We start from the raw sequence: 24,821 nt of genomic DNA, 5'->3' as shown, positions 1-24,821 counted from the left end.
CTCAGGCATGCCGCACGCTTCCCTCAGGGAAGTTGCAGCGGATAGATGGGAAGATGAAGCTCGGCCAGAGGTTTTTCAAGCTTTTGCTTGTCGCCTACCACCACTATCACCATGTCGGCCGGGTTGAGCCAGCGGGCTGCACTCGCCTTCAGCGTCTCTTGTGACACCGTTTTGATCAGTTGGCTCTGGGCCTGCACGAAGTCGGGCTTCAGGTCATACATGATCATCTGCAGCAGGAAGCCGGCCTTCTGATCCAGGGTCTCGTAGGAGAGAGCATCCTGCTGGGAGACGGCGCTGCGCATATAGGCCAGCTCCACCGGGGTGGGGCCGCTCCCGCGGTAGCCATCCATCTCCTTGAGGAACTGGCGAATGGCATCCACAGTGGCGTCGGCGCGCACATTGGCACCGGTGGCGAAGACGCCGACATCGCGATTGGCGGAGAAACCCGAGCTGGCGCCATAGGTGTAACCCTTGTCTTCCCGCAGGTTGAGGTTGATGCGGCTGTTGAAGTTGCCCCCCAGGTTGAAGTTCATCAGCCCGGCGGTGAAGTAATCCCCCTGGGTATCGAACGCCATGGCGCGCCGACCGATGCGGATCACCGACTGGGGCGCCCCCGGCTTGTCCACCAGATAGATGCCGGGTTTGGCCTGCTCCCCCCTGGGCTTGAGATCGCCCAGCACGGGCGCCGTCCCCTTCCAGCGGGTCAGGAAGCCAAGCTGCTCCTCTATCTGCTGCTGGCTGACATCCCCCGCCACCACCACCTTGGCATTGGTCGGATTGTAGTAGTGCTGGTAGAAACGCTTCACGTCCGCCAGGGTCAGCTTCTCCACATCCGCCAGCACCCCGTCAGAGGGCTGGCCGAGGCGGCTCTGCTTGCCGTACACCAGCTCGCGAAACGCCTGGCCCGCCAGCCATTCCGGCTGCTGCTCGCTCTGCTTCATCCCTTGCAGCAGCTGGGCCTTGACCCGCTCGAAGTCCGCCTCCCGCAGGCCGGGTCGTTCAAGCACCTCACGCACCAGCGCCATGGTCTGAGGCAGCTTGTCCGCCAGACTGCTGATGGTGATGAGGTTGTTGTACTGGGCGCTGGAGACGCTGATGTCCGAGCCGAGCTTTTGCAGCTCGTCGCTGAGCTGGGCCTCGGTCAGGCGCACCGTGCCCTGCCCCATCATGGCGGCGGTCAGATTGGCCAGCCCCAGCTCGCCCTTGCCTTCGGCACGCATGCCACCCGGCAGGGCGATCATGATGGAGACCGCCGGTATCTCGTCACTCCTGGTGCCGATGATCTCGATCTGCTTGTCCAGCTTGCCGTGCCAGATGGCGGGCACCTTGACGCTCACCGCGTCCGCCGTCCTGGGCTGCACGCTGCGATCGAAACTGTCCTTGACCGGGCGCTCGGCCAGCGCAGCGTCATGCTGGCTATAGTCTGGCAGCTCCCGCCTGGCCGGGGTGAAGTTGGGCTTGGCCACCTGCCAGTCCAGCTTGCCCCTGGGCACCACGCTCAGCACCACCGCCGGCTTGTTCGCGATGAACTTGTCGTAGGCGGTCTTGACCTGCTCAGGTGTCACCTGGCCGATGGCATCCAGGCTCTTGAACACATAATCGGGATCCCGGGCCAGCACCTGACCCATGGCGAGCTGGCTCACCTTGCCCGAGACGCTGTCCAGCCCCCAGATGGTGGATGCACGGTACTTGCTGATCGCCTTCTCCAGATCCTCGGGCTTGAGGCCGCGCCGGGCGAACTCGCCTATCACCTTGTCCACCTCCCCCTTGAGGGTCTTGAGGCTGCCATCCACCGCCGGATTCGGGTAGGCGTAGACCGTCAGGGTGCAGGCCAGCTCCTCGCAGTAGTGGGAGGCGCCCACGTCCAGCGCCTTGCCGCTCTTGACCAGGGACTGATAGAGCATGGAGCTGGCCGAGCCGCCGAGCACGTCGGCGAACATGTCCAGCGCCGGCTCCTGGGGATCGCCAAGGGACACGGTCGGGTAGCTGATGTAGAGCAGGGGCAGGTGCACCTTGTCTTCCAACGTGATGTAGCGGGTCTCGGGCAGGGTGACCGGCATGGGGGTCGGCTCCGCCACCTCGGGACCGCGGGGGATGGGGCCGAAGTACTGCTCAATCCAGGCCAGGGCCTGCTTGCTGTCAAAATCGCCCCCCAGGGTCAGGGTGGCGTTGTTCGGGCCATACCAGCGCAGGAAGAACTGCTTGAGGTCGTTCACGTCGACCCGGTCCAGATCCTCCACATAGCCTATGGGTTGCCAGGAGTAGGGGTGGGTGCGCGGATAGAGCGCCTCGCCGACCCGTTCGCTCACCAGGCCATAGGGCTGGTTGTCGACCCGCTGGCCCCGCTCGTTCTTCACGGTGGCGCGCTGGATCTCGAACTTCTTCTGGCTCACCGCATCGAGCAGAAAGCCCATGCGATCCGCCTCCAGCCAGAGCACCTTCTCCAGCTGGTTGGCCGGGACCGTCTCGTAGTAGTTGGTGCGGTCCTTGTTGGTAGTACCGTTCATGTCGCCACCGGCCTCGTTGATGATCCGCATGTGCTCCTGATCGCCAACGTGCTTGGAGCCCTGGAACATCATGTGCTCGAAGAAGTGGGCAAAGCCCGACTTGCCCACCGTCTCCCGGGACGAGCCCACATGGTAGGTGACATCCAGGTGCACCAGGGGGTCGGACTTGTCGGGGGCCAGGATCACCGTCAGGCCGTTGTCGAGCCTGTACATCTGGTAGGGAATGCCGAGCTTGCCCTCCTGCCTGACCTGCTCGGACACCAGGGTGGGCGCCGCCAGTACCGGCAGGGAGAGCCCCATGAGAATGCTTAATGGAATGAGTTTGTTCACGCTTACCTCGTGAGTGACTAAGGGCTAGAAAATCTGGCTGGCCAACAGAAACACCAGGGCATAACGCAGCAATTTGCCGAGCCCGATCAGGATGAGAGAGCGCCAGAAGGAGAGGCGCAGCCAGCCGGCCAGCAGGCAGAGACCATCGCCGAGCACGGGCGTCCAGGCGAGCAGCAGGCACCAGTGGCCATGATGTTTGAGCCAGGCAAGCGCCTTTTGTTCCCCACGGCCTTGAAAATCTTCCGGTTTTTTCTTGTAGGTGGCGAGCCAGCCAAGCCACCAGCTGGTCATGGAGCCCAGGGTGTTGCCCAGGGTCGCCCACAACAGCAGGCTGGCCATGCCCCAGTGCCCCTGGGCGGCCATGGCTCCCAGCAGCACCTCGGAGCTGCCGGGCAGCAGGGTGGCTGAGGTGAAGGCGCTCAGAAACAGCCAGCCCAGGCTCATCTCCATGAGGCGCGCGCCAGGGAAGCAGACACCGGGGCCGCGCCGTTACTCATCCAGGCTCGCTCCCGGCATGCGCAGCAGCAACTTGCCCCGGGTATGTCCCCCCTCGATGGCGGCATGGGCCAGGGCGCCATCGGCCAGATCGAACTCGCCGCTGATGCAGATCTGTGCCTCGCCGAGGCGCAGCAGGGTCAGCATCTGGGCCAGCTGCCCGGGATTGGGCTGCACCAGCATGCCGCGCACCTCGATGCCGCGCTCGCTGCCCGCCAGCTTGATCGCCTCAGCCGTGATGGTGGGCACTGTGATTAGGCGACCCCCCTCGGCCACGCAATCGAGCGCCGCCTTGCCGCTGTCACCACCGACCAGATCCAGCACCAGCTCGACCCTGCCGACCTGAGCGACCCAATCGGGATCGTGATAATCCACCAGCCGCTCCGCGCCCAGGCCGTGCAGGAAGCCGTGATTGTCCGGGCTCGCCAGGACCGTCACCCGTGCGCCACTGGCGCGGGCCCACTGCACCGCCAGATGACCCACACCACCTGCACCGGCCAGGATCAGCACGCTCTGCCCCTGCTTGAGCTCACCGTGCTCGAACAACCCCTGCCAGGCGGTGAGACCGGCCAGCGGCAAGGCCGCCCCCTGCTTGAGGCTCACCTCCTCCAGGGGCACCAGCAGCGCCGCCTGCGCCAGGATGGACTCGGCATAGGCCCCTCCCTCCAGGGGGAAGCCGACCATGCCGCACACCTTGTCACCCACCTTGAGGCTATCCACCCCTGGGCCCAGGGCAGCCACCACACCGGCCATGTCATAACCCGGGGTCCAGGGCAGCTTGTCCTTGTTCTGGGCCGCCGCCCAACCGAGGCCGGCCCGGGTCTTGGCGTCGATGGGGTTCACCCCGGCGTAACAGATGCGCACCCGAACCTCCCCCTCTGCGGGCACCTTGTCCTGGGAAGGGGTGAGGCTGAGTACCGAGGGGTCGCCGAATGCGGTAATCTGTAACTGCGTCATTGCACAATCCATCCTGTTGATTGATCAAGGGTCAACAGAATAACAGCGAGGACACCATGGCTCGAATGTTTCTTATCCCCCTGCTGCTGGCGCTGGCCTGGTGGGCCTTCCTGCTCTATTTTCGCATTCCCATCAAACAGGGGGCCAAGGGGTTTTACTGGATCATCGGCATCGGCGGCGGGCTTGCCGCCTTCCTCAGCCTGATGATGGTGCTGACTCACTAGGGGTTGTCGATTGAGAGAGAACGAAGCATCTATGCTGCAGGGGCTGAATCATCTCACCCTGGCCACCGGCGACCTCGACAAGAGCCTGGCCTTCTACGTCGACCTGCTGGGATGTCGCCCCAGGGTGAAGTGGGCGCGGGGCGCCTATCTGACCCTGGGGGAATTATGGCTCTGCCTCTCCTGCGATCTCCCCCGACCGGCCGGGGACTACAGCCATGTCGCCTTTGGCATCCCGGCCGAGCACTTTGCTCCCTTCTGTGCCCGCCTGCGTGCGGCAGGGGTCGTGGAGTGGAAAACCAATCGCAGCGAGGGGGACTCCTTTTATCTGAAGGATCCCGACGGTCACCGGCTGGAGATCCACGTCGGCGACCTAGAGAGCCGGCTCGCCTCCCTCAGGGAGGCGCCCTACCAGGGCCTGGTCTGGTTCGATTGAGCCAGACTCATTGACTCTCTGCACGCAGGTGGTAGTGGCGATTGCTGCCCTGTCCCAACACCCCCTGCGACAGCAGATGCTGGAATACCCTGTCTACCTCCTCCAGGGAGAGCGACAGCGCCTCTGCCACCCCCCGCTTGCTGCACTTGAGCTCGCCGCTCTCCAGACCTGAGCGCACCTGGGCTATCACCTCTGGCTCAGGCTCCGGCCGGCCCGCCGGCTGTGACACGGCCAATTGGGGATCGGCCTGTGGCTCCACCCGCTTCTCCCGCGCCTGTTGCCACAACCATTGGCGACGGAAGCGGTTCTCCTCGCCAATCAGGCTGACGAAAAAAGCCCCGAACGCATCGAGCAGTATGGAGAGGAAGCAGACCAGCAGGAACTGCACCTGACCTATGCTGATGCCCATGCCGTCCGCCAGGCTGCTCATCAGCCCCAGCATGGAGGATTGCTCGTTGACCGGCTTGGCATCCCGCTCCTGGCGCAGCTCGTCCTGCTGCAACCTGAGTCGGGTGTTGGCCTGCTGCAAGCCGCTGACCCCGCTGGAGATGCGCGCCATCTCTATGTACTTGCGCGCCGCCTCCTCGTTGAGCTGGATCTGGCGCTCTATGCTGGCAATCTGCTCGTCGAAGCGGGCGATCACCCGCTCATGGTGCGCCTGCTGGCTCAGCACCGTATTGGTGGCGCTGTTGATGCCCCCGATACTGCCGCCGATGGAGATGGCGGCCAGCACGCTGTAAAACAGCAAGGACCAGAAGGCGCCACCGAGATCGCGCCGCGCCTTGCACTCGCCATATTCGTACCAGACGTAGAACTTGCCCAGTTCGAAGATGATGGCCAGCCCGCCGAACAGCCACTTCATCACAGGGTTGTCGTCGATGGAGAGAAACAGCAACAGGGAGAAGACGATGGAGGCCAGAATGGCCAGCCCGGTAAAACTGTACACTGTGGTCAGGGCAAACCATCCCTTGGGGTGGCGCAGCTGAGCGGGTAAGGAAAGAGCAGGCAAGGCGGAGTCTGTGGGCATGGTCGGACGGGGTGGTTGGTGTATCAGGCCGCCGATTATAGGGCCGCCGTGCCCGGATTGAAGGCTATCCCCCTGAAATAGCCTTAATTGGTAGACGTTTGGACAGGGGGTGACCAGTTCGCACAGATTTTCGACCAGAGCCACCCCTGCCCTGATACCGACGCCTCGACCACTACCAGTAATTCTCCGCGCTGATCTGACCCGGGGTGCGCCTCAGGTTCTTGGCCAGCCCCTGGGCGATGAGTGCCTGCTGGGTCGCCTTCACCATCTCGGGATTGCCGCAGATCATCACCTGGCTGTACTCAGGGCTGAACGTCAGACCGACCCGCGCCTGCAAGGCGCCTTCGTCGATGGCCGCCGGGATCCGCCCCGCCATGGAGCCGGGCCAGGGCTCGCGGCTGACAAAGGGGACATAGTGCAACCGGCTGCCCAGCCGGGCCTGAAGTTCGGCGATCAGGGGCTGATAACTGAGTTCCTCCCCCCGCCTCACCCCATGCACCAGGATCAGGTTGTCGAAGCCTTGCTCCGCCTCCCCCGCCGCCAGGATGGAGAGGAAGGGGCCGATGGCGGTACCGGTGGAGAGCAGCCAGAGATCCCGGCCGGGGGGGATCTCGCTCAGGGTCAGGAATCCCGTGGCCTGGGATTGTACCAGCAGGGTATCACCCGGCTGCAGGGCGCCCAGGCTGGGGGTGAGTTCACCGCCCGGGATCTCCACCAGATAGAACTCGTGATAGGGGGTCGATGGCGGATTGACGAAGGAGTAGGCGCGCTGGATGCGGCGATCGCCCTGTTCGAGGGCCAGCTTGGTGAATTGTCCCGCCTGGTAGGGGGCCAGATCAGCCTCCACCCGCAGGGAAAACAGGGTATCCGTCCAGCGGATACGTTCGATGACACGTCCTTCAACCCAGGCCGCCATGGGCACCTCCCGCGCAAAAACAGTCTCTTACTGTAGCTTGGCGGCCCAAAATAAAAAACCCGCGCCTTGGCGCGGGTTTTTCTGCAACAGCGAATCGCTATTACAGGGCAACAACCTGGATCTGTACGGTTGCTTTGACGTCAGCGTGCAGCTGAACAACAACTTCGTACTCGCCGGTGTTGCGCAGAACGTTGCCCATGCGGACCTCGCTCTTGGCAACGGCGACGCCGGCAGCAGTGATGGCTTCAGCCACGTCACGGGTACCGATGGAACCGAACAGCTTGCCTTCGTCGCCCGCTTTGGAAGCGATGACAACGGCAGCCAGTTCACCCAGCTTGGCAGCGCGCTCTTCAGCGGCAACTTTACCGGCAGCCAGTTTGGCTTCCAGTTCAGCACGGCGAGCATCGAAGGTCTCGATGTTGGCCTTGGTAGCCATAACGGCTTTGCCTTGCGGGATCAGATAGTTACGGGCGTAGCCAGCTTTAACAGTGACTTGATCACCCAGACCGCCCAGTTTGGCGATTTTGTCGAGCAGGATAACTTGCATTACCTTTCCTCTAATGAAGTTGAGTTAGGCTTAAGTGCCGGACCGATGCTTACTTGTTGTGCAGATCGGTGTACGGCAGCAGAGCCAGGTAACGAGCACGCTTGATGGCGCGTGCCAGCTGACGCTGATACTTGGCGCGGGTACCGGTGATACGGCTCGGTACGATCTTGCCAGATTCAGTGACGTAGTTTTTCAGAGTAACGATATCTTTGTAGTCGATCTCGGTAACGTTCTCGGCGGTGAAGCGGCAGAACTTACGACGACGGAAATAACGTGCCATGGCCTTTATCCTCTATGTCAGTGATCTAAGAATTACTCTTCGGAGGAAGCTTCAGTCGCTTCTTCGCGGCGCTCGTCGTCACGACGGGGGAAGCGCTCTTCTTTGGCCTTGGCCATCGGAGAAACTTCGGTCACGGCGTGCTTGGTGCGCATGATCATGTTGCGGATAACGGCATCGTTGAAGCGGAAGTTGGTTTCCAGCTCATCGATAACGGCTTGCTCTGCTTCTACGTTCAGCAGAACGTAATGGGCTTTGTGCAGTTTGTCGATCGGGTAAGCCAGTTGACGGCGGCCCCAATCTTCCAGGCGGTGAATGGTACCGCCGGCAGCGGTGATCGCGCCGGTGTAACGCTCGATCATGCCGGGAACTTGCTCGCTCTGGTCCGGATGAACCATGAAGACGATTTCGTAATGACGCATTTTAGCTCCTTACGGATTAATTCAGCCTCCGCCCAGGTGCAGCCAGACCTCGGAGGCAAGGAACGTATGGTGTGTTTAGACGCTGCTTTCTAGGGCGGCGTATTGTACGAAATCGACACAGCGACTGCAACCGGCACCTGCCCCTGTCGCCACTAAATATTTCCCCGCTCCGCCATTCCGATTTCTCTATGGGCTTCATCTAAAATCACAATTGATAATAGTTATCATTTATAGCTATGCTAACGCCATATCCCTACGGAGGATGCCGTTATGCAACCCACTGCCACCCTTGCCCTGGCCCCACGCAAACTCAAAGCCAGTCTGCTGGGTCCCGCCTTCATCGCCGCCATCGGTTATATCGATCCGGGCAACTTCGCCACCAATATCCAGGCTGGATCCACCTTCGGCTACCAGCTGCTGTGGGTGGTGGTGTGGGCCAACCTGATGGCCATGCTGGTACAGACACTCTCTGCCAAGCTCGGCATCGTCACCGGCAAGAACCTGGCGGAACACATCCGCGACAGGCTGCCCAGGCCGGCGGTCTGGGCCTACTGGGTGCAGGCGGAGATCATCGCCATGGCCACGGATCTCGCCGAGTTCATCGGCGCCGCCGTGGGCTTCAAGCTGCTGCTCGGGGTCACCCTGCTGGAGGGAGCCTGCATCACGGCCGTGGCGACCTGGGGCATTCTCATGTTGCAGAGCCGGGGCCAGAAGCCGCTGGAGTACGTGGTAGGCGGCCTGTTGCTGTTCGTGGCGGCGGCCTATATCGTCGAGCTGGTGTTCTCCCGCCCCCATCTGCCAAGCCTGCTGGAGGGTGCCCTCTTCCCTGGACTGCCCAATAACGAGGCTATCTACCTTGCCGCCGGCATGCTCGGGGCCACAGTGATGCCCCATGTGATCTATCTCCATTCGGCCCTGACCCAGCATGGCGAGGGGCAGGAGCCTATCCACCAGCGCCTGCATGCCACCCGGGTCGACGTGGCCATCGCCATGACCATCGCCGGCTTCGTCAATCTCGCCATGGTGGCCATGGCGGCCGCCGCCTTCCACGCCTCTGGCCATCATGACGTGGCCGAGCTGGAGTCCGCCTATCAGACCCTCACCCCCTTGCTGGGCCCAGCCGCCGCCACCCTGTTCGGGCTCTCCCTGGTCGCCTCCGGCATTTCCTCCACCGTGGTGGGCACCCTGGCGGGCCAGGTGGTGATGCAGGGCTTCGTGCGCTTCACCATTCCCCTCTGGCTGCGGCGTCTCATCACCATGATTCCGGCCTTCATCGTGATCGCCATGGGGCTCAATACCACGGAGATCCTGGTGCTGAGCCAGGTGATCCTGAGCTTTGGCATAGCGCTCGCACTGCTCCCCCTGCTGATCCTGACCGGTGACGGCGCCCTGATGGGGGAGTATCGCAACCATGCGGTTACCCAGGCGCTGGGACGTCTCATCGTCGCCCTGGTGATCGGCCTCAATGCCTATCTGCTGGTCTCCCTCCTCTGATCGCCGCCTGGCTCATTATCCCGGGTTAATGAGCCAGGACTCCCTTTGCGTTATGCTGCGCTCCTGTTCTCTCACAGGAGTGTCCCATGCAACATACCCGCGCCAGCTTCGTGCTGGGCCATCATCAGGAGCAGGCCAGCGTGCGCCATTGCCAGGGGGGCGAGCCGACCCTGCTGGTGACCGATCTCACCCCCTTCCACCCCCAGAGCCATCTCTGGCCCGATCAGCCTGGTGATGTGGGCACGGTGCGCTGGGATGACGGCGAGGCGGCCGTCGGTCCCTGCCGCATGGGAGCCATCAGTCCGGCAGGCGAGCTGTTCGTGGATACGGAGATCCCGGTCAAACGGGGAGCGGAGGGCTGGACCTTCGTGGTGGTACATCCCCTGATGGGCGCCCACACCCTGCCCGTCGGCACCCAGGTTGAATTGCAGGTTGACGCCGCCGCCCGCCATGCCTTCAGCCTGGGTCACAGTGCCTGCCATCTGGCGGCCCTGGCTCTCAACCGAGCCCTTATCCCTTACTGGCGCAAGGCGGTGAGCGAGCACGACGCCCTGGGCCAGCCCGACTTCGATCGCCTCGCCATCCAGCACTCGCGGGTCGAGCCCCATGGCTCACGGGAGCAGTACCGCATCGGCAAGAGCCTGCGCAAGAAGGGGATCAACGGCGAGCCCCTGCTGGCGGAGCTGGCGCAGATAGAAGAGAGGGTCAACAAGCAAGTTGCCGACTGGCTGACGACGGGCGGCGAGATCCGCCGCTCATGGGACGGCGAGGCCATCATAGATTCGCGCTACTGGCACTGCACCCTTGAAGGGAAAGAGGTGACCATTCCCTGCGGCGGCACCCATGTCGCCAGCCTGGCGGACCTGGGTCGGGTCAGGGTGACGCTGACCCACGACGACGAGGGCTTCAGCCTGCACACCCGGGTCCTGCCCTGACCCGCACGGGCAGCGCCTCTGCGGCTAACCCAGCCGGCGCTGCCAGTGGATAGCAAGCAGGATCAGGGCGACCCCGAGCCAGAGGTTCCAGCTGGGGATCTCGGCAAACAGCCAGACCCCCAGCAGCATCACGAACATCAGGCCCGAGTATTCGGTGGCGGCGATGCGGCTCGCCTCCACCTGGCGATAGGCATAGAAGCAGCTGGCATGATAGAGCAGCTGCATCAGGCCGCTGCCCCCGATCAGGGCCAGCAGTCGCCAGTCGAGGGGCTGCCAGTGGCCGATCGCCAGACCGGCGGTGAGGGGCATCGCCATCAGGTTGGCCCAGAACAGGGCCGCCACCACCGACATCCCCGCCGGCAGCTTGCGTCCCGTGATATTGAACAGCGCCAGGGTGAAAGCAGTGAGCAGGGCGCCGAGCCCGGCGAGATGAAAATCCCCGGGATTGAGCACCAGCAGCACCCCCAGCAGCCCGAGCCCCCCCAGCAACCAGATGCGGGAGTGGATCTTCTCACCCAACAGCCAGGCCGCCAGCGGCAGGGTCAGCAGGGGCGAGACATAGAAGATGGCATTGGCGCTGGCCAACGGCAGCTGGGTCAGCGCCAGCATCATGCCGCCGCCTCCGAGCAGGCAGAGATGGCCCCGCAGCAAGTGCCACTTCCAGGCCCCCAATCCCCAGGCCGACCTCGGCACCCTTGCCATCAGCGGCAACAGCAGCAGCAGGGTGAACAGCTGGCGCAGCAACATGTATTGCAGCGGACTGAAACCGGGACCGATCAGCTTGACCAGCACGTCGGAGAAGGCCTGGGCCAGGTTCCCCAGGATCAGGGTGATGATGGCGAAGGTTTGCAGGTCGAGGGCGAAGTGCTTGCGGATCAGCTCCATCGCCCCTCCCCGTCCGGGCAGAGGGCAGCCATGACTCGGCTTGGCGGCAAGACTTTCGGATCTTGTTCAGCATTTAATGCGAAATTTGCCACTTTCGACTGCCTCTATCGGATATTGGCGGTTAATCATGCAAAGGATACGGACTAACTCCGGCCTGGGCATCCGATTTCTTTACTACCTCAAGACATAATAATTTCATTGTTATGCCTAAAAGGCATTAGATGCCCCGGTGCTGCCCTCAGGGGCGAACCATGCCGATATGCAGTATCTCGTCCTCGAGGTAGGCGTCTCCCTCGGGCCGAAAACCGTGGCGGGCATAAAAATCCTGCAGATGGGCCTGGGCGCCCAGATAAACGGGAGCCTGAGGCCAGAGCCGTGCACACTCGGCATCTGCCCGCTCCATCAGCCGATGGCCCAGGCCGCCGCCACGGGCCTCTGGCGCCGTGACCACCCGGCCTATCACCGCAAAGCCCGGCTTCACCAGATCCGGCGCCAGCAGGCGGGCATAGGCGACCAGTTTGCCCTCCTGCCACCCCAGCAGGTGCAGCACCTCGCCCTGCTTGTCCAGCCCGTCCAGATCGAGGAAGGGGCAGGTCTGCTCCACCACAAACACCCGGGAACGCAGCACCAGCAGGTCATAGAGTTCATGTAACGAGAGGGCATCGAAGCCCTTGAGGGTCCAATCCATAGCTGACTCCTTGGGAACGAGCCGCCAGCATAGCGCCGCAGCCCGTGCCTCGCATTAACCTTGGTTAATGAGGCGACGTGAAGCGGGTCGAACTCGCGCTAGCGCCCGGCCAGGCGCTTGCGGATGCGGCTCAGGCTGATGGGGGTAATGCCAAGGTAGGCCGCCACCTGATGGTCGGGCAGGCGGGCATCCAGGTCGGGGAAGTGGCTCAGGAAGTGCTGATAACGAGCCTGGGGCGTGCCGGTGAGCAACAGCAGCTCCTTCTCCTCCTTGATGCGCAGCTGGACCGCGACCAGATGCTGGTACCAGGCGGGCCAGAGCCTGTGCCCGCGCAGGCTGGCGAGGGGAAACACCAGCAGGCGGCAAGGCTCCAGGGCCTCCACGCTGCAGCGGGCCGGCTGGCCGCTGAGTTGATGGTGAAAGTCGAGAAACTCGTCCCCCTCCCAGTAGAACTCCTTGATGTATTCGCGGCCATCCTCGAGGACGACCCTGGCCCGCAGCAGACCCTGCTCGACCCGGACCAGCAGATCCGGACGATCGCCCGCCCGCCACAATGATTCCCTCGGCGCCAGCGAGAGGGGCCGGGCAAAAGAGAGGAGGCCCCTGGCCTCCTGCTCGTCGATGTGGGGATCCCGGCAAAACGGGGGTCGCTCCATCACGTTCATTCAACCACGGCGCTGACGCACCACTTCGAACAGGCAGACGCCGGTCGCCACAGAGACGTTGAGGCTCGATACCGCCCCCGCCATGGGAATGCTCACCAGTTCGTCGCAGTGCTCGCGGGTCAGGCGGCGCATCCCCTTGCCCTCGGCCCCCATCACCAGCGCCATCGGGCCGGTCAGTTTGGCCTGATAGAGGTCGTGATCCGCCTCGCCGGCGGTGCCGACGATCCAGACGCCCCGCTCCTGCAGCTCGCGCAGGCTGCGGGCCAGGTTGGTGACCTGGATCAGCGGCACCACCTCGGCGGCGCCACAGGCGACCTTGCGTACCACCGGGGTCAGGCCGGTGGCCTTGTCCCGCGGTACGATCACCGCATGCACACCCGCCGCATCGGCGCTGCGCAGGCAGGCGCCGAGGTTGTGGGGATCCGTCACCCCGTCCAGCACCAGCAGGAAAGGCTGAGCTTCTTGTGAGGCCAGGTTGTCCAGCAGGCTGGCCAGATCGTGCTCGGCCAGCTTGGGGGACTCCTTCACCCGGGCCAGTATGCCCTGGTGATTGTTGCCCTCGGCCTTGTCATCGAGCGCCTTGCGGTTGACGTTCTGCACCCGGATGCCGAGGGACTCCAGCTCGGCGAGGAGCGGCAGCAGCCGCTCGTCGTCGCGGCCCTTCAGGGCCCACACCTCGATGAAACGCTCCGGGGTGCGCTCCAGCTGGGCGCTGACGGCATGGATGCCGTAGATCAGTTCAGTACTCATTTCGTGCTCTTGGCCTTGTCACGAGCCTTCTTGCTCGGGCGGCGGTTGTTGGGTTTGGCGGCCGTGGTCTTGAGGGGCTTGCCCTCCTGACGACGCTCGTGGCGACGGCTGCTCTTGGCCTTCTCTTTCTTGATCTCGGCCTGCTTGCGCGCCATCTCCTTGGCATTCTTGCCGGTGGCCTTGAGGGGCTCCTCCACCATGGTGAAGTCGATCTTGCGATCGTCCAGGTTCACGGCCATCACCTTGACCCGCACCTTGTCACCGAGGCGGTAGCGACGACGGAAGTTCTCGCCGATCAGCTGCTGGTGCAGGGGATCGAACTGGTAGTAGTCGTTGTCCAGCGAGCTGATGTGGACCAGGCCGTCGATGTGGATCTCCGCCAGACGGACGAAGAAGCCAAAGCCGGTGACGCTGGCGATCACGCCGTCGAACTCGTCACCCACGTGGTCCAGCATGTACTCGCACTTGAGCCAGTCCGCCACGTCGCGGGTGGCATCGTCGGCACGGCGTTCCGTCATGGAGCAGTGTTCGCCCATGGGATCCACTTCTTCCAGCTGATAGTGGTAGCCACCGCTCGGGGTCCACTTGTGGCGCTGGGCCGCCTGCTCCTTCGCCGCCTGATACTTGATGGCGCGGTGCAAGATGAGATCCGGATAGCGACGGATCGGCGAGGTGAAGTGGGCGTAGGACTTCAGGGCCAGGCCGAAGTGACCTATGTTGTCGGCCTGATAGACCGCCTGACGCATGGAGCGCAGCAGCATGGTGGAGAGCAGCTCGGCATCCGGGCGCCCCTCGAACTTGGCGGCCAGCTCGGCGAAATCCTTCGGCTCGGGCTCGAGACCCCCCTTGAGCTCCAGACCCAGCTCGGCCAGGAAGTCACGAAAACCGGTCAGACGCTCCTCGCCCGGGCGGTCGTGCACCCGGAACAGGGCGGCGGCCTCGTTCTTCTCGATGTAACGGGCCGCGGCCACGTTCGCCAGTATCATGCACTCTTCGATGATCTTGTGGGCATCGTTGCGCACCAGCGGCACGATGCGGTCGATCTTGCGCTGGGCGTTGAAGATGAAGCGGGTCTCCTCGCTCTCGAACTCCACGGCGCCGCGCTGATGACGGGCATGCTTGAGCGCCTTGTAGAGGTTGTTCAGCTCCTCGATATGGCCCACCAGGGGGTCATACTGCTGGCGCAGCCTGGCATCCCCTTCCAGAATGGCCGCCACCTTGTTGTAGGTCAGGCGGGCATGGGAGTTCATCACGGCTTCGTAGAACTTGTAGCCGGACATGCGGCCACCGGCGGAGATGGTCATCTCGCACACCATGCAGAGTCTGTCCACCTGAGGGTTCAGGGAGCAGAGGCCGTTGGAGAGTACCTCCGGCAGCATGGGCACCACGTACTCGGGGAAGTAGACGGAGTTGCCGCGCTGATACGCCTCGGCATCCAGCGCCGTGCCGGGGCGTACATAGGAGGAGACGTCGGCGATGGCGACCCACAGGCGCCAGCCACCGCTCTTCTTGGCCTGGCAGAAGACGGCGTCATCGAAGTCGCGGGCATCTTCCCCGTCGATGGTGACCAGCGGCAGGGAGCGCAGATCGATGCGCCCTTCCTTGGCCTGCTCCGGCACCTGTTCGCCGAGGCCGGCGACCTCCTTGGTCACCTCCTCCGGCCAGGTGTGGGGAATGCCATGGGTGCGCAGGGCGATCTCGATCTCCATGCCGGGAGCCATGTTCTCGCCCAGCACTTCCAGTACTGTGCCGACCGCGTTGATCCGTGCGGTGGCGCGCTGGGTGACACGCACCACCACGACCTGGCTCTGACGGGCGCCCTTGTTTTCCCCTTCCGGGATGATGATGTCCTGGCCGATGCGGCTGTCGTCCGGCACCACGAAGCCCATGCCGTTCTCGACGAAGTAGCGACCGACGATGTCCGCCTCGCGGGCCTTGAGCAGGCGCACGACCCGCGCCTCCTGCCGGCCCTTGCGGTCGATCTCGGTCGGTTGCACCAGCACGTAGTCGCCGTGCATCAGCTTCTGCATCTCGCGGTTGTTCAGGAACAGATCCGATCCACCACCTTCCGGGCGCAGGAAACCGAATCCATCTTTATGGCCGAGCACATAGCCTTTGACCAGATTCAGGCGATCCGGCAGGGCATAACATTGGTTGCGGGTGAATACCAATTGTCCGTCACGCTCCATGGCGCGCAGACGACGGCGAAGGGCTTCCAACGGCTCTTCCTCGGTCAGCTTGAGGACGGTGGCCAACTCTTCGCGGGACATGGGTTTTTCATGGCCTCGAATGAGCTCCAGCAGCATCTCGCGGCTGGCGATGGGATTCTCATATTTCTCGGCCTCGCGTTGGAGGAAAGGATCTTGTTGAGACATAAGCAGGCCTTAGAATAAGTAATGACTCGGCTAGTATATCGGAGGGGGGAGCTAATGGCATCCACCCGCTGCCTTTTCCAGCATCTCTCTGTCATACTGAGCGCCATTGCGCGCCCGAGAAGACATGGAACCCATGAGCAAGGATTCATTCGCCCAGTCCGCCGCCTACCTGAAACAGGCGGTGCCTCTGATGATCAAGTATCAGATACCCACCACACCGGCCAACTACACCCTCTGGTACAGCTATGTGTCGGCCAGCATGCCCGAGCTCAATCAGGCGATCGATCAGGCCATCAAGTTGCAGGGCACCTGCTCGCTCACCACCTGTGAACGGCTGTTCCACCAATATCTGGCGGCCCAGAGCGACCAGCAGCTCGAGACCATGAAGCTGAATCTGGCCGCCATGACCAGCGAGCTGGGCCACACCATGCAAGACGCCCTGTCGGACACGGGGGCGTTTCAGGCCATGCTGGATCGCAGTTTCGATCGGCTGAGCCGGATCGACGACGAGGGGCTCAGCCTCGAAGATACCATGGGGATATTACGGGAGCTGGTCCGCGAGTCGCGGGATGTGCGGATGTCGACCATGCACTTTCGCAGCCAGCTGACCAGCGCCGAGAAAGAGATAAAGGCGCTGAAGGAAGCCCTGGACGAGACGAGAAAACTCGCCAACGAGGATGCCCTGACCGGTCTGCTCAACCGCCGCGCCTTCAGCCTGGAGATGGATAGCCTCATCCGCAACCGGCACCCCTTCTCCCTGATCCTGACCGACATAGACCGCTTCAAGAACTTCAATGACGAATATGGTCATCTGCTCGGCGATCAGGTGCTGCGCGCCTTCAGCAAGCGGTTGCGGGAATGCTGCAAGGAGGGCGTCAGCGCCTATCGCCTCGGCGGCGAAGAGTTTGCCCTGCTGCTGCCGGGCCGCAGCCTGGCCCTCAGCCGCCAGGTGGCGGAGAGCCTGCGCCGGGCCATCGAGAAGATGTCGATCCTGGATCGCAAGTCAGGTCGGCGTATCGACCACATCACCTCCTCCTTCGGGGTCGGCGAGCACGACGGTACAGAGGCGGCCGACCCCCTGGTCGAGCGCGTCGACAGGCTGCTCTACAAGGCCAAGGAGCTCGGCCGCAACCGGGTGATGCCTCTCCCCTCCTGACGCCCGGATGTCGCTCGGCGGCCGGGCCGCCGGCCACGGCAAGCCCTGCTGTTCGGAGCGAACCTCCTTGCAAGACACAGGGGACAAAAAGAGAAGGCCGGTCACTGACCGGCCTTCTTCGTTTTCGCTGCCCGCGCCTTAGAGGTTGTTGAGCTTCTCTTGCGGCAACGCCAGCTCGTCGTTGTGGTTCACACCGACCCCGCGAGCCAGGACGTTGCGGGCGATACCCTGGGCTTCATCCAGAGAGTGCATGGCGTAGGTGCCGCACTGATAGAGGTTCAGCTCGGGGATCTGGGATTGATCCTGCACCTTGAGCACATCGTCCATCGCCGCCAGCCAGGCCTGGCCCACCCGGGCCTCGTCCGGCGCGCCGATCAGGCTCATGTAGAAGCCGGTACGGCAGCCCATGGGGGAGATGTCGATGATCTCCACCCCATTGCCGTTCAGGTGGTCCCGCATGAAACCGGCAAACAGGTGCTCCAGGGTGTGAATGCCACGCTCGGAGAGGATCTCCTGATTCGGCACGCAAAAGCGCAGATCGAACACGGTAATAGTGTCCTTGCTCGGGGTCTGCATGGTTTTGGCGACACGTACCGCAGGGGCTTCCATACGGGTGTGGTCAACGGTAAAACTGTCCAATAACGGCATTTCTGACTCCTGATTGGGTTACCAGAACCAGCTCCCGCTGGAGAGCTGATCCTTGCATTGTCGATACTGGGCGCCATAGCGCTGGGCGCGGGCCTCCACCTTGCGGGAGACCTTCATCAGCCACCCCTTGCTGCGGTAGCTGCCACGGCGATAACCGCCCCAGCCTTCGTGATAATTGAGGTACTGGCCGTAGGCATCCCACTTGGAGGTGCCGTTGAGCTTCTGGGCCTTGTCAGTGTACCAGCCCATGAAATCGATGGCGTCGGCGAAGTCGTCCCGGCTGCTCCAGCCGTTGCCGGTTTCCCGCTGGTAATCGGCCCAGGTCTCGTCTTTCACCTGGGCATAACCATAGGCCGAACTGGCGCGCCCGGTCGGGATAAACAGGAAGTATCCCATGGGCGGCTGGGCATCATGCACGAAGGAGGACTCCTGATACATCATGGCCATCACCACCTGTACCGGTGTGCCCCACCGCGCCGTCATGTCGAGCGCGGCCTCGTGCCACTCGGGTTTTTCGCGAAAGATCTGACACAGGTTTTCCGGCTGGGCCGGCGGCGAACTGCTGCAGGCGGCAAGCCCCAGCGAGAGGCCCGCCAGCGCGAGGCGTTTGTGCATCAGATGGCGTCTTCGTTCTCTTCGCCGGTACGGATCCGGATCACCCGCTCCACGTCACACACGAAGATCTTGCCATCGCCAATCTTGCCGGTGCGCGCCGTGTTCTGGATCACCTCGATGCAGGCATCGAGTTCTTCATCCTGGACCACCAGCTCCACCTTCACTTTCGGCAGGAAATCCACCATGTACTCGGCACCACGATAGAGCTCGGTATGGCCCTTCTGGCGACCGAAGCCCTTGACCTCGGATACCGTCATGCCGTTGATGCCGATCTCGGCCAGGGCTTCGCGCACATCGTCCAGTTTGAACGGCTTGATGATGGCTTCAATCTTCTTCATGGTGACTCCTTACCAGTTCTGTTTACCGAACCCGGACGTGATGGGGTAACGGCGATCCTTACCAAAGTTGCGGGGCGAGATGCGGGGCCCCACCGCCGCCTGACGGCGCTTGTATTCGTTGATGTCCACCAGCCGGATCACCTTGCGCACCGTGGCCTCATCGAAACCGGCGGCGACCATGTCGGCCACGGAGGCATCCTGCTCCACATAGCGTTGCAAGATGTCGTCCAGAATGTCGTAGGGAGGCAGGCTGTCCTGATCCAGCTGATCAGGGGCCAACTCCGCCGAGGGCGGGCGGTCGATGACCCGCTGGGGGATCACGTAATCGACGCTGTTGCGATACTCGCACAACTTGAAGACCAGGGTCTTGGGCACATCCTTGAGCACATCGAAACCACCGGCCATGTCGCCATACAGGGTGGCGTAGCCCACGGCCATCTCGCTCTTGTTGCCCGTGGTCAGCACGATGCGGCGGCGCTTGTTGGAGAGCGCCATCAAGAGCACGCCGCGGCAGCGCGCCTGCAGGTTCTCTTCGGTGGTATCGCGCGCCGTGCCCTCGAACAGGGGAGCAAGCTGGGTCATGAAGCCCTCGAACATGGGCTCGATGGAGATGATATTGAACTCCACCCCCATACGTTCGGCCTGCTCCCTGGCATCCTCTACGCTCATCTGGGCGGTGTAGCGAAACGGCATCATCACCGCCTGCACCTTGTCGTTGCCAAGGGCATCTCCGGCAATGGCCAGGGTCAGGGCCGAGTCAATCCCGCCGGAGAGACCGAGCACGGCCCCCTGAAAACCGTTCTTGGTAACATAGTCACGCACCGCCAGCACCAGGGCCTGATAGACTTCGGCCAGGGGCTCGAGGGGCTGTGCAGGCTCGCGCTCCTTGCGGGGTTGCCCCTCGACAAAGCGCACCAGCGCCAGCTCTTCGGCAAAGGGGGCCAGCCTGTGGGTCAGCTCCCCCTGGCCGTTGAACACCTTGGAGCAGCCGTCGAACACCAGTTCGTCCTGGCCGCATACCTGATTGAGGTAAACCAGGGGCAAGCCGGTCTGACCGCAGCGCTCCGCCATCAACTCGCGGCGGATCCAGGGCTTGTCCTTGTCATAGGGGGAGGCATTGATGGTGAGCAGCAGCTCGGCACCCGCCGCCTTGGCGGCCAGGGCCGGGCCCGGCTGCCAGAGGTCTTCGCAGATAAGCAAGCCCAGGCGATGGCCCCGCAGCGTCACCACGCAACTCTCATTGCCGGCGCTGAAGTAGCGCTTCTCGTCGAACACCCCATAGTTGGGCAAGTCCTGCTTGAAATAGCGAGCCAGCAGGACACCGTTATCATAGAGGGATGCGGTGTTGTAGAGCTTGCCATCCTGGCGCCAGGGGTGACCCAGCAAGATGGCGCAACGCCCCCGCCAGGCCGCGATGCGGGCCAACGCGGCCTCCACCCGAATCATCAGGTCAGCGCGCAGCAACAGGTCTTCCGGCGGGTAGCCGGTCAGGGCCAGCTCGGAGCAGACCAGCAGATCGGCCCCTTGCTGCTCCGCCTCGGCGGCGGCGGCCAGTACCTTGTCACAGTTATCTTCGATGGCGCCTACCGTCAGGTTCAACTGGGCAAGCATCAGAGAGAGGGCTTTTGCCATGGCGATGCATCTTGAATTCGAAAATGATGGGGAATGATAAAGAAAAGGCGCTGGCTGTGCCAGCTCAACCCTTATCCTCCCCTGGCGCTCTGCCATGAAGACGATAAGCTGTAGTCAATCGGCGGAGATGATACCCATGAACAGGCACATGAACGGATTCACCCTGCTCGAACTGATGGTCGCCGTCAGTCTGGGCGTCATCTTGTTGGGGATTGGCGCCCCGGCTCTCTCCAGTCTGCTCAACGAGAACAGCCTCAAGTTCGAATCGCAAACCCTGTTGAAGCACCTGCGTTTTGCCCGTAGTCAGGCCATCGACAACCAGTTTTCGGTCACGGCCTGCCTGGCCGATGCCAACGATAGCTGCGTCCTCGCCAACCCCACTCACCTGCAGGTATTTGTCGATGATGATGGCAACAACGCCCTGAATGGCGGCGAGCTGCTGCTCGCCAGGAGCCACCCCTTTCCTCAGGGCGTCACCGCCGCCAATAATCGGCGAACCACCCTCTTCAGCCCGGATGGCACCAGCCTGGGGAGCAACGCCACCTTGAACTTATGCAGCCCAGGGGTTCAGCAGATCAATCTGATCATCGCCCCCTCGGGGCGCTCAAGCCAGGCTACCCAGGCAAATATCTGCCCCTAGCGCAGCTGGATTGCATCCTGCTGCTGCGCCTCTTTCGATTTGAAGCGATCCCCCATGTCCAGACACTCCAGCACCTTGACCACGGGTTGGATGACCCCGTCGACCTCATAACCCTTGCGCTGAAATTTGTCCTGCACGGCAACGGGGGAAGCGTCTGCCGTGGTGCCACTCAGCACCACCCGCTGGCCATTAGCCAACTCGACATAGCACTTGATATCGGCCGCCTGGCTACCTCCTGACAAGCCCAGACCAAGCACGCACACCCAAGGGATCAGCCTCATGGTGTCTCTCCTTCATACAGGTAGATTTTCTTGGGTGACATATTCATCTCGGCCTCTTCTGCCCCCTGGACGCACTCACCCGCCCCGGTGCAGCGTTCAGGCTCGCCATTTCCCTGATCATGAAGGATGACTTCGTCTCCGACCCCGCCCCCCAGGATCCGGACCCGGGCGTCGTCTCCCGCATGCACCACCAGATCGTCGGCCACCTTGTTTTGCACCTCGACATAGCGCTCAGGGGTTTCATTGCCGTCCAGATCGACCACATACTTGAACGAGGTGCCATAGTGCATGTCCACCATGTACTGACGAGCCGCCCCGATGGACTGAATGGTGCATTGCAGGAAAGACTGCACCTGGGGCAGGAAAGAGGTGAAGTAGAGCTTGCCTTGCAGCACCACGCCCGCCCCCATGGACTTCTCGCCGGGTTCGTTCAACCAGTTGACCCACCCATTGGCGCTGGTGATCCCGGCCTTGACTCGCAACCTGTCCTCATCCGTGCTCTGGGCAGTCAGGGGGTCATGGGTGACATCATAGAGGTCGCTGATAAGGATGGGCGTCCTGGCCGGGCTGCCCGATGTGCGCGCCGTGACATCATAATCCCGCAGCATGAAGTAGCCATTTCGTACCGTGGATTCGGAGGCGGGACGATTGCGATCCCCGCTACCGATCAGCACGGCATCGAAGGGGCGCTCCTGGTAGGCGTAAAGCTCGTTTCCCCCCACCACGGTTCTGGTCACCTGCTTGTTGATGGTGCGCACCACTATGGGTTGGGTGAAGAAGCGGCGATCGTCGGCCTGGACATCATCCGACCCCAGGCTGGCAAACTTGAACACGCTCCAGGCCGACTTGGTGGCGGACGGCATATCCATGCGCCAGATATGTCCGCCGGTATCGCCGGCATAGATGCGATCAATCTTGCCATCGCCATCGCTGTCCAGCACGGCGACCGAGCCTGGCATGCTGTCCTCCATGGCGGCAACCTGCAGATTGACGGTAGAGGGTGCCGCCGGAGTGGCGCTGAACACCAGGCTGCCATCGGCCGCATTCACGATGTAGATGCCCCTCCCTGCACTGTCTTCCGTGCCCAGGCCGAGCTCGTTCTTATTGGCATCATAGCCGCCCGCAAAGATCAGCACAGGATCGGAGACGCCGGGTACAAAGGCTACCTCAGGCACTGACCAGGTCAGCCCCAGACCGGCAAACCCCGTTTTCTGCTCATCCAGACTCCATTTCAGGCGAGGGCTGTCCGGGTTGGAAATGTCGAAGGCATAGTAGGCCTTGCCTCCGTTACGCAGGCCAGTAAAGACCCATACGAAGTCCGCTTCTGTGGCTTTCAGCACCCCATTGCCGTTGCTGTCTTTGATCAGGGCAACGGGAGAGGAGTCGACGCCATAGAGATGCTCTGCCGACTCGGCGTTGCTTCGCAGAGCCTGCTGGTTTGCCAGCAGGCCATAGGGGATGGCGGCCCAGCTCTCGTCTATGGTGCTGCCCATATCCTTGAACATATGCAGGAAGCCGGCATTGGTCCCGAGCAATATCCGCAAGTCGGGGTCGTCGGCCGGGTTGCCCGACTGGGGGCCATAGTTCAACACCAGGGGGCGGGAGTGCAGGGGATCCCCCATGATGTGGCTGCGGATCAGAGTCGAGGAATCAAAGTCCTCGTCATCGACATCCAGCCCCCTGGTCCAGTTGATCAGCGGGTCCAGTTCGCTCGCGTCATTCACTTTCATCAAGGCCATGAGGGCTGCCTCATTGCCTGCCTGGGATATCAGGTTGGCCTTGGTGAGCGCATCCAGACGATTGTCCGCCTGGTTGACCACGAAGAGATTGCGATTGTCCTTGGTGGCCAACATGGCTTGCGCCCCCCCTTCGGCCACCTTGTTGCCGTCACGGCCGGACGACCAGAAGGTCTGGGCGCTATCCGTGATGGTGCCGTCAGGCTTGATGGCCGGCAGCCCCCTGCTATCCATCACATAGCCCTCGGGAGAGAACATCAGCTTCTTGAGGTTGCCCCGCCACCTGGGGCCATCATCCGGCTCGAACATGGCGTAATAAATGTTGTTGAGGCTGCGGGTCCGGTCGAAATTGTTGCTGGCAATGGCGGGGGATACCAGTGAGGTATTGATGCGCAGGATCGCCAGCAGAGAGGATTTCAGGGCATCGGTCAGGGCCGAGGCATCGGTCGCCGGGTAATACTCTCCCCCTCCTCGCCTGGCCGTCTCCGCCAGCAAGTTACCGGCGCCAGAGATGGCCTCATCGCCAAACCCCACGGTGAAGGTGGTCACCGTCTGGACACCGGGAGAGACGCTGTTCACGTCCTTGTGTTTCATATAGCCGGCCAGGGCCGCCAGATAACTGCTGGACCGATTGTTTCCAGAGCCATATGACACGGTCGAACCATAGGCGGCCTTCTCATCCGTGGTCAGGGTATTGACCAATCCCTGCACGAACGTATCCGAATCCGTATCCTTCGTCGGCTCACCGTCCGTGATGTAGATGACATAACCATTGTTGGAGCAGTTGTCGTAAGGTGCCTGATAGGTACCTTCAGGATCCTCGGCCATGAGGTCGCGAGTCCCGCCCTGCAGGCCATAGATGACCTCCTTGCCACCAAAGAATTGATAAGCTTCGCGCAGGGTCTCGCACAAGGGAGTGTGGGAGCTGGTTGTCAGTCCCTCGACTCTGTCCAGCAGATCCTGCTCCCCCGTCTTGCCGTTGGGCAGGGTGATTTCGCTGCCCAGGATATCCCTGACGATGCGACCGCCATTGTTGTCGCTCTCGTCGTTGCGATTGAACACCGCCAGGCCGAAATCCACTCCCGGGGTCGATGAAATCAGGCCGCTCACCGCATCCTTCGCAATGCGCAACCTTGACTCGATGGAATACCCTGTCGGGCCATAATACCAACGAAGGTAATTGGCGGAATAAAGCACCAGACTGGTGTTGCTGGCATTATCGGCGTTGTTGACATTGGCGGTATAAAACCATTCGCCTCTGTTGTTGCTCGTCTTGTCCACCGGGTAGCCCGCCCCCACGGACCAGGATCCGGTATAGGGATTGGCGGGGTTTCTCGCGATCACATCCTGTTTGCAATCCACCAGCTTGATATCGTCTTCCCGATAGCCGCTGATGGAATTCCACTCGCCCCGACCACGATTGGGGGGCGTGCCATTGCCGACTTCATAGGTCCAGACCTGGGACTGGAAGTAGCCAATATTGGCCAAGGGGGTCTTGGAGCTGGCACAGGCATTTATCTTGTCGGAGAATCGGCGGCTGGTGGTAATGCTGGGAACATCGCCGTCCGTGGCGAAATAGACGTACCGCTCGCTGTTGTTCTGGTCCGGATCATTTTGCAGTGGCGGGTAACTGATCGTCGGATCGTAGGCCTCCTTCACCTGCTCCATGGTTTCGCGCATGCTGCCGGAGTTGTCGAATATCAGCAGCACCTTGGGCCTGAAATCGCCGGCCTTGTTGAAATCATAAATAAACAGTTCGGTATCATCCGCCCTGACGGTCGTTGCGCACCACACCAGACTGCTCCAGCACAGCGCCACTCCAGCTCTGCGTAACCACATATCCTTGCT

25 protein-coding genes are annotated in these 24,821 nt (G+C 62.3%); 6 read left to right on the top strand and 19 right to left on the bottom strand.

All coding sequences use genetic code 11. From position 1 onward, the window contains the following. Positions 1-23: 23 nt before the first annotated feature. From ACEUCR_RS10790 to ACEUCR_RS10780, 3 genes are read right to left on the bottom strand one after another with little or no spacing between them, the layout of a single operon-like run. On the bottom strand, positions 24-2,837 hold the full coding sequence (locus ACEUCR_RS10790; RefSeq protein ID WP_408790035.1) for a M16 family metallopeptidase: 2,814 nt from the start codon (positions 2,835-2,837) through the stop codon (positions 24-26). Between the two features lie 24 nt (positions 2,838-2,861). Further along, a complete protein-coding gene (locus ACEUCR_RS10785) occupies positions 2,862-3,287 on the bottom strand; it encodes a YqaA family protein (protein ID WP_041995062.1) in 426 nt (141 codons plus the stop codon). 39 nt (positions 3,288-3,326) lie between these two features. Next, the gene (locus tag ACEUCR_RS10780) at positions 3,327-4,289 is read right to left on the bottom strand and encodes an NADP-dependent oxidoreductase (protein ID WP_408790031.1); all 963 of its coding nucleotides are present in this window, start codon (positions 4,287-4,289) and stop codon (positions 3,327-3,329) included. A 56-nt stretch (positions 4,290-4,345) separates the two neighbouring features. Between ACEUCR_RS10780 and ACEUCR_RS10775 the strand changes: the two genes are divergently transcribed. Then, positions 4,346-4,513, top strand: a complete 168-nt coding sequence (locus tag ACEUCR_RS10775; protein WP_162625844.1) for a hypothetical protein — start codon at positions 4,346-4,348, stop codon at positions 4,511-4,513. 31 nt (positions 4,514-4,544) lie between these two features. Further along, complete coding sequence (fos, locus tag ACEUCR_RS10770; protein WP_041995071.1) at positions 4,545-4,946, top strand: fosfomycin resistance glutathione transferase; 402 nt, start codon at positions 4,545-4,547, stop codon at positions 4,944-4,946. A gap of 7 nt (positions 4,947-4,953) precedes the next feature. On the opposite strand, the gene ACEUCR_RS10765 is transcribed toward fos, so the two are convergent. The 5 genes from ACEUCR_RS10765 to rpsF form a co-directional block, all read right to left on the bottom strand. Continuing rightward, the gene (locus ACEUCR_RS10765) at positions 4,954-5,928 is read right to left on the bottom strand and encodes a Preprotein translocase subunit SecY (protein ID WP_408790124.1); all 975 of its coding nucleotides are present in this window, start codon (positions 5,926-5,928) and stop codon (positions 4,954-4,956) included. Positions 5,929-6,145: 217 nt separating this feature from the next. Beyond that, complete coding sequence (locus tag ACEUCR_RS10760; protein ID WP_408790027.1) at positions 6,146-6,889, bottom strand: ferredoxin--NADP reductase; 744 nt, start codon at positions 6,887-6,889, stop codon at positions 6,146-6,148. Between the two features lie 100 nt (positions 6,890-6,989). Continuing rightward, positions 6,990-7,436 (bottom strand): 50S ribosomal protein L9, encoded by a 447-nt coding sequence (rplI, locus tag ACEUCR_RS10755; protein WP_041995079.1) that lies wholly within the window; start codon positions 7,434-7,436, stop codon positions 6,990-6,992. Positions 7,437-7,485: 49 nt separating this feature from the next. Beyond that, positions 7,486-7,716: a 30S ribosomal protein S18 gene (rpsR, locus tag ACEUCR_RS10750; RefSeq protein WP_005313392.1), complete on the bottom strand. Its 231-nt coding sequence runs from the start codon at positions 7,714-7,716 to the stop codon at positions 7,486-7,488. A gap of 32 nt (positions 7,717-7,748) precedes the next feature. Further along, positions 7,749-8,135, bottom strand: coding sequence for a 30S ribosomal protein S6 (gene rpsF / locus ACEUCR_RS10745; RefSeq protein ID WP_041995081.1), 387 nt, complete (start codon positions 8,133-8,135; stop codon positions 7,749-7,751). Between the two features lie 270 nt (positions 8,136-8,405). Here rpsF and ACEUCR_RS10740 point away from each other — a divergent pair, with 270 nt between their 5' ends. Together ACEUCR_RS10740 and ACEUCR_RS10735 are read left to right on the top strand one after the other, a co-directional pair. Further along, entirely contained in the window at positions 8,406-9,629 is a 1,224-nt protein-coding gene (locus tag ACEUCR_RS10740) for an Nramp family divalent metal transporter (RefSeq protein ID WP_408790024.1), read from the top strand. A gap of 86 nt (positions 9,630-9,715) precedes the next feature. After that, the gene (locus ACEUCR_RS10735; protein WP_408790022.1) at positions 9,716-10,564 is read left to right on the top strand and encodes an alanyl-tRNA editing protein; all 849 of its coding nucleotides are present in this window, start codon (positions 9,716-9,718) and stop codon (positions 10,562-10,564) included. Positions 10,565-10,588: 24 nt separating this feature from the next. Here ACEUCR_RS10735 and ACEUCR_RS10730 read toward each other — a convergent pair whose 3' ends face one another. The 5 genes from ACEUCR_RS10730 to rnr form a co-directional block, all read right to left on the bottom strand. Further along, the gene (locus ACEUCR_RS10730) at positions 10,589-11,449 is read right to left on the bottom strand and encodes a DMT family transporter (RefSeq protein WP_162625845.1); all 861 of its coding nucleotides are present in this window, start codon (positions 11,447-11,449) and stop codon (positions 10,589-10,591) included. A 238-nt stretch (positions 11,450-11,687) separates the two neighbouring features. After that, positions 11,688-12,137 (bottom strand): GNAT family N-acetyltransferase, encoded by a 450-nt coding sequence (locus ACEUCR_RS10725; protein WP_408790019.1) that lies wholly within the window; start codon positions 12,135-12,137, stop codon positions 11,688-11,690. Positions 12,138-12,235: 98 nt separating this feature from the next. Further along, positions 12,236-12,793, bottom strand: coding sequence for a Crp/Fnr family transcriptional regulator (locus ACEUCR_RS10720; protein ID WP_408790016.1), 558 nt, complete (start codon positions 12,791-12,793; stop codon positions 12,236-12,238). Between the two features lie 9 nt (positions 12,794-12,802). Further along, positions 12,803-13,552, bottom strand: a complete 750-nt coding sequence (rlmB, locus tag ACEUCR_RS10715) for a 23S rRNA (guanosine(2251)-2'-O)-methyltransferase RlmB (protein ID WP_041995091.1) — start codon at positions 13,550-13,552, stop codon at positions 12,803-12,805. Further along, positions 13,549-15,927 (bottom strand): ribonuclease R, encoded by a 2,379-nt coding sequence (rnr, locus tag ACEUCR_RS10710; protein WP_111874761.1) that lies wholly within the window; start codon positions 15,925-15,927, stop codon positions 13,549-13,551. Before rnr ends, rlmB begins: the two co-directional genes overlap by 4 nt. 133 nt (positions 15,928-16,060) lie before the next feature. Between rnr and ACEUCR_RS10705 the strand changes: the two genes are divergently transcribed. Further along, positions 16,061-17,083, top strand: a complete 1,023-nt coding sequence (locus tag ACEUCR_RS10705) for a GGDEF domain-containing protein (RefSeq protein WP_041995095.1) — start codon at positions 16,061-16,063, stop codon at positions 17,081-17,083. 138 nt (positions 17,084-17,221) lie between these two features. Here the strand turns inward: ACEUCR_RS10705 and luxS are convergent, their stop codons facing one another. Genes luxS through ACEUCR_RS10685 form a run of 4 tightly spaced genes read right to left on the bottom strand, consistent with a single transcriptional unit; the run spans position 17,222 to position 20,316 of the window. After that, the gene (gene luxS / locus ACEUCR_RS10700) at positions 17,222-17,731 is read right to left on the bottom strand and encodes an S-ribosylhomocysteine lyase (RefSeq protein ID WP_408790014.1); all 510 of its coding nucleotides are present in this window, start codon (positions 17,729-17,731) and stop codon (positions 17,222-17,224) included. Between the two features lie 18 nt (positions 17,732-17,749). Beyond that, complete coding sequence (locus ACEUCR_RS10695; protein WP_408790011.1) at positions 17,750-18,346, bottom strand: transglycosylase SLT domain-containing protein; 597 nt, start codon at positions 18,344-18,346, stop codon at positions 17,750-17,752. Beyond that, positions 18,346-18,684: a nitrogen regulatory protein P-II gene (glnB, locus tag ACEUCR_RS10690; protein WP_041995101.1), complete on the bottom strand. Its 339-nt coding sequence runs from the start codon at positions 18,682-18,684 to the stop codon at positions 18,346-18,348. The genes ACEUCR_RS10695 and glnB overlap by 1 nt, the downstream gene beginning before the upstream one ends. Positions 18,685-18,693: 9 nt before the next feature. Beyond that, positions 18,694-20,316, bottom strand: coding sequence for an NAD+ synthase (locus ACEUCR_RS10685; RefSeq protein WP_408790008.1), 1,623 nt, complete (start codon positions 20,314-20,316; stop codon positions 18,694-18,696). A 148-nt stretch (positions 20,317-20,464) separates the two neighbouring features. On the opposite strand from ACEUCR_RS10685, the gene ACEUCR_RS10680 reads away from it, so the two are divergent. Continuing rightward, positions 20,465-20,956: a GspH/FimT family pseudopilin gene (locus tag ACEUCR_RS10680; RefSeq protein ID WP_408790005.1), complete on the top strand. Its 492-nt coding sequence runs from the start codon at positions 20,465-20,467 to the stop codon at positions 20,954-20,956. Here the strand turns inward: ACEUCR_RS10680 and ACEUCR_RS10675 are convergent. Both ACEUCR_RS10675 and ACEUCR_RS10670 read right to left on the bottom strand, forming a co-directional pair. Then, entirely contained in the window at positions 20,953-21,237 is a 285-nt protein-coding gene (locus ACEUCR_RS10675) for a TapY2 family type IVa secretion system protein (protein WP_408790002.1), read from the bottom strand. The two genes, ACEUCR_RS10680 and ACEUCR_RS10675, sit on opposite strands and share 4 nt — an antisense overlap. After that, positions 21,234-24,812 (bottom strand): pilus assembly protein, encoded by a 3,579-nt coding sequence (locus tag ACEUCR_RS10670; protein WP_408790000.1) that lies wholly within the window; start codon positions 24,810-24,812, stop codon positions 21,234-21,236. The genes ACEUCR_RS10675 and ACEUCR_RS10670 overlap by 4 nt, the downstream gene beginning before the upstream one ends. Between the last annotated feature and the right edge of the window lie 9 nt (positions 24,813-24,821).

This window comes from Aeromonas bivalvium, from assembly GCF_046078285.1.
In the GTDB taxonomy this organism is placed as follows: Bacteria; Pseudomonadota; Gammaproteobacteria; order Enterobacterales; family Aeromonadaceae; genus Aeromonas; species Aeromonas bivalvium.
This window is presented reverse-complemented; position numbering and strand designations above follow the sequence as displayed.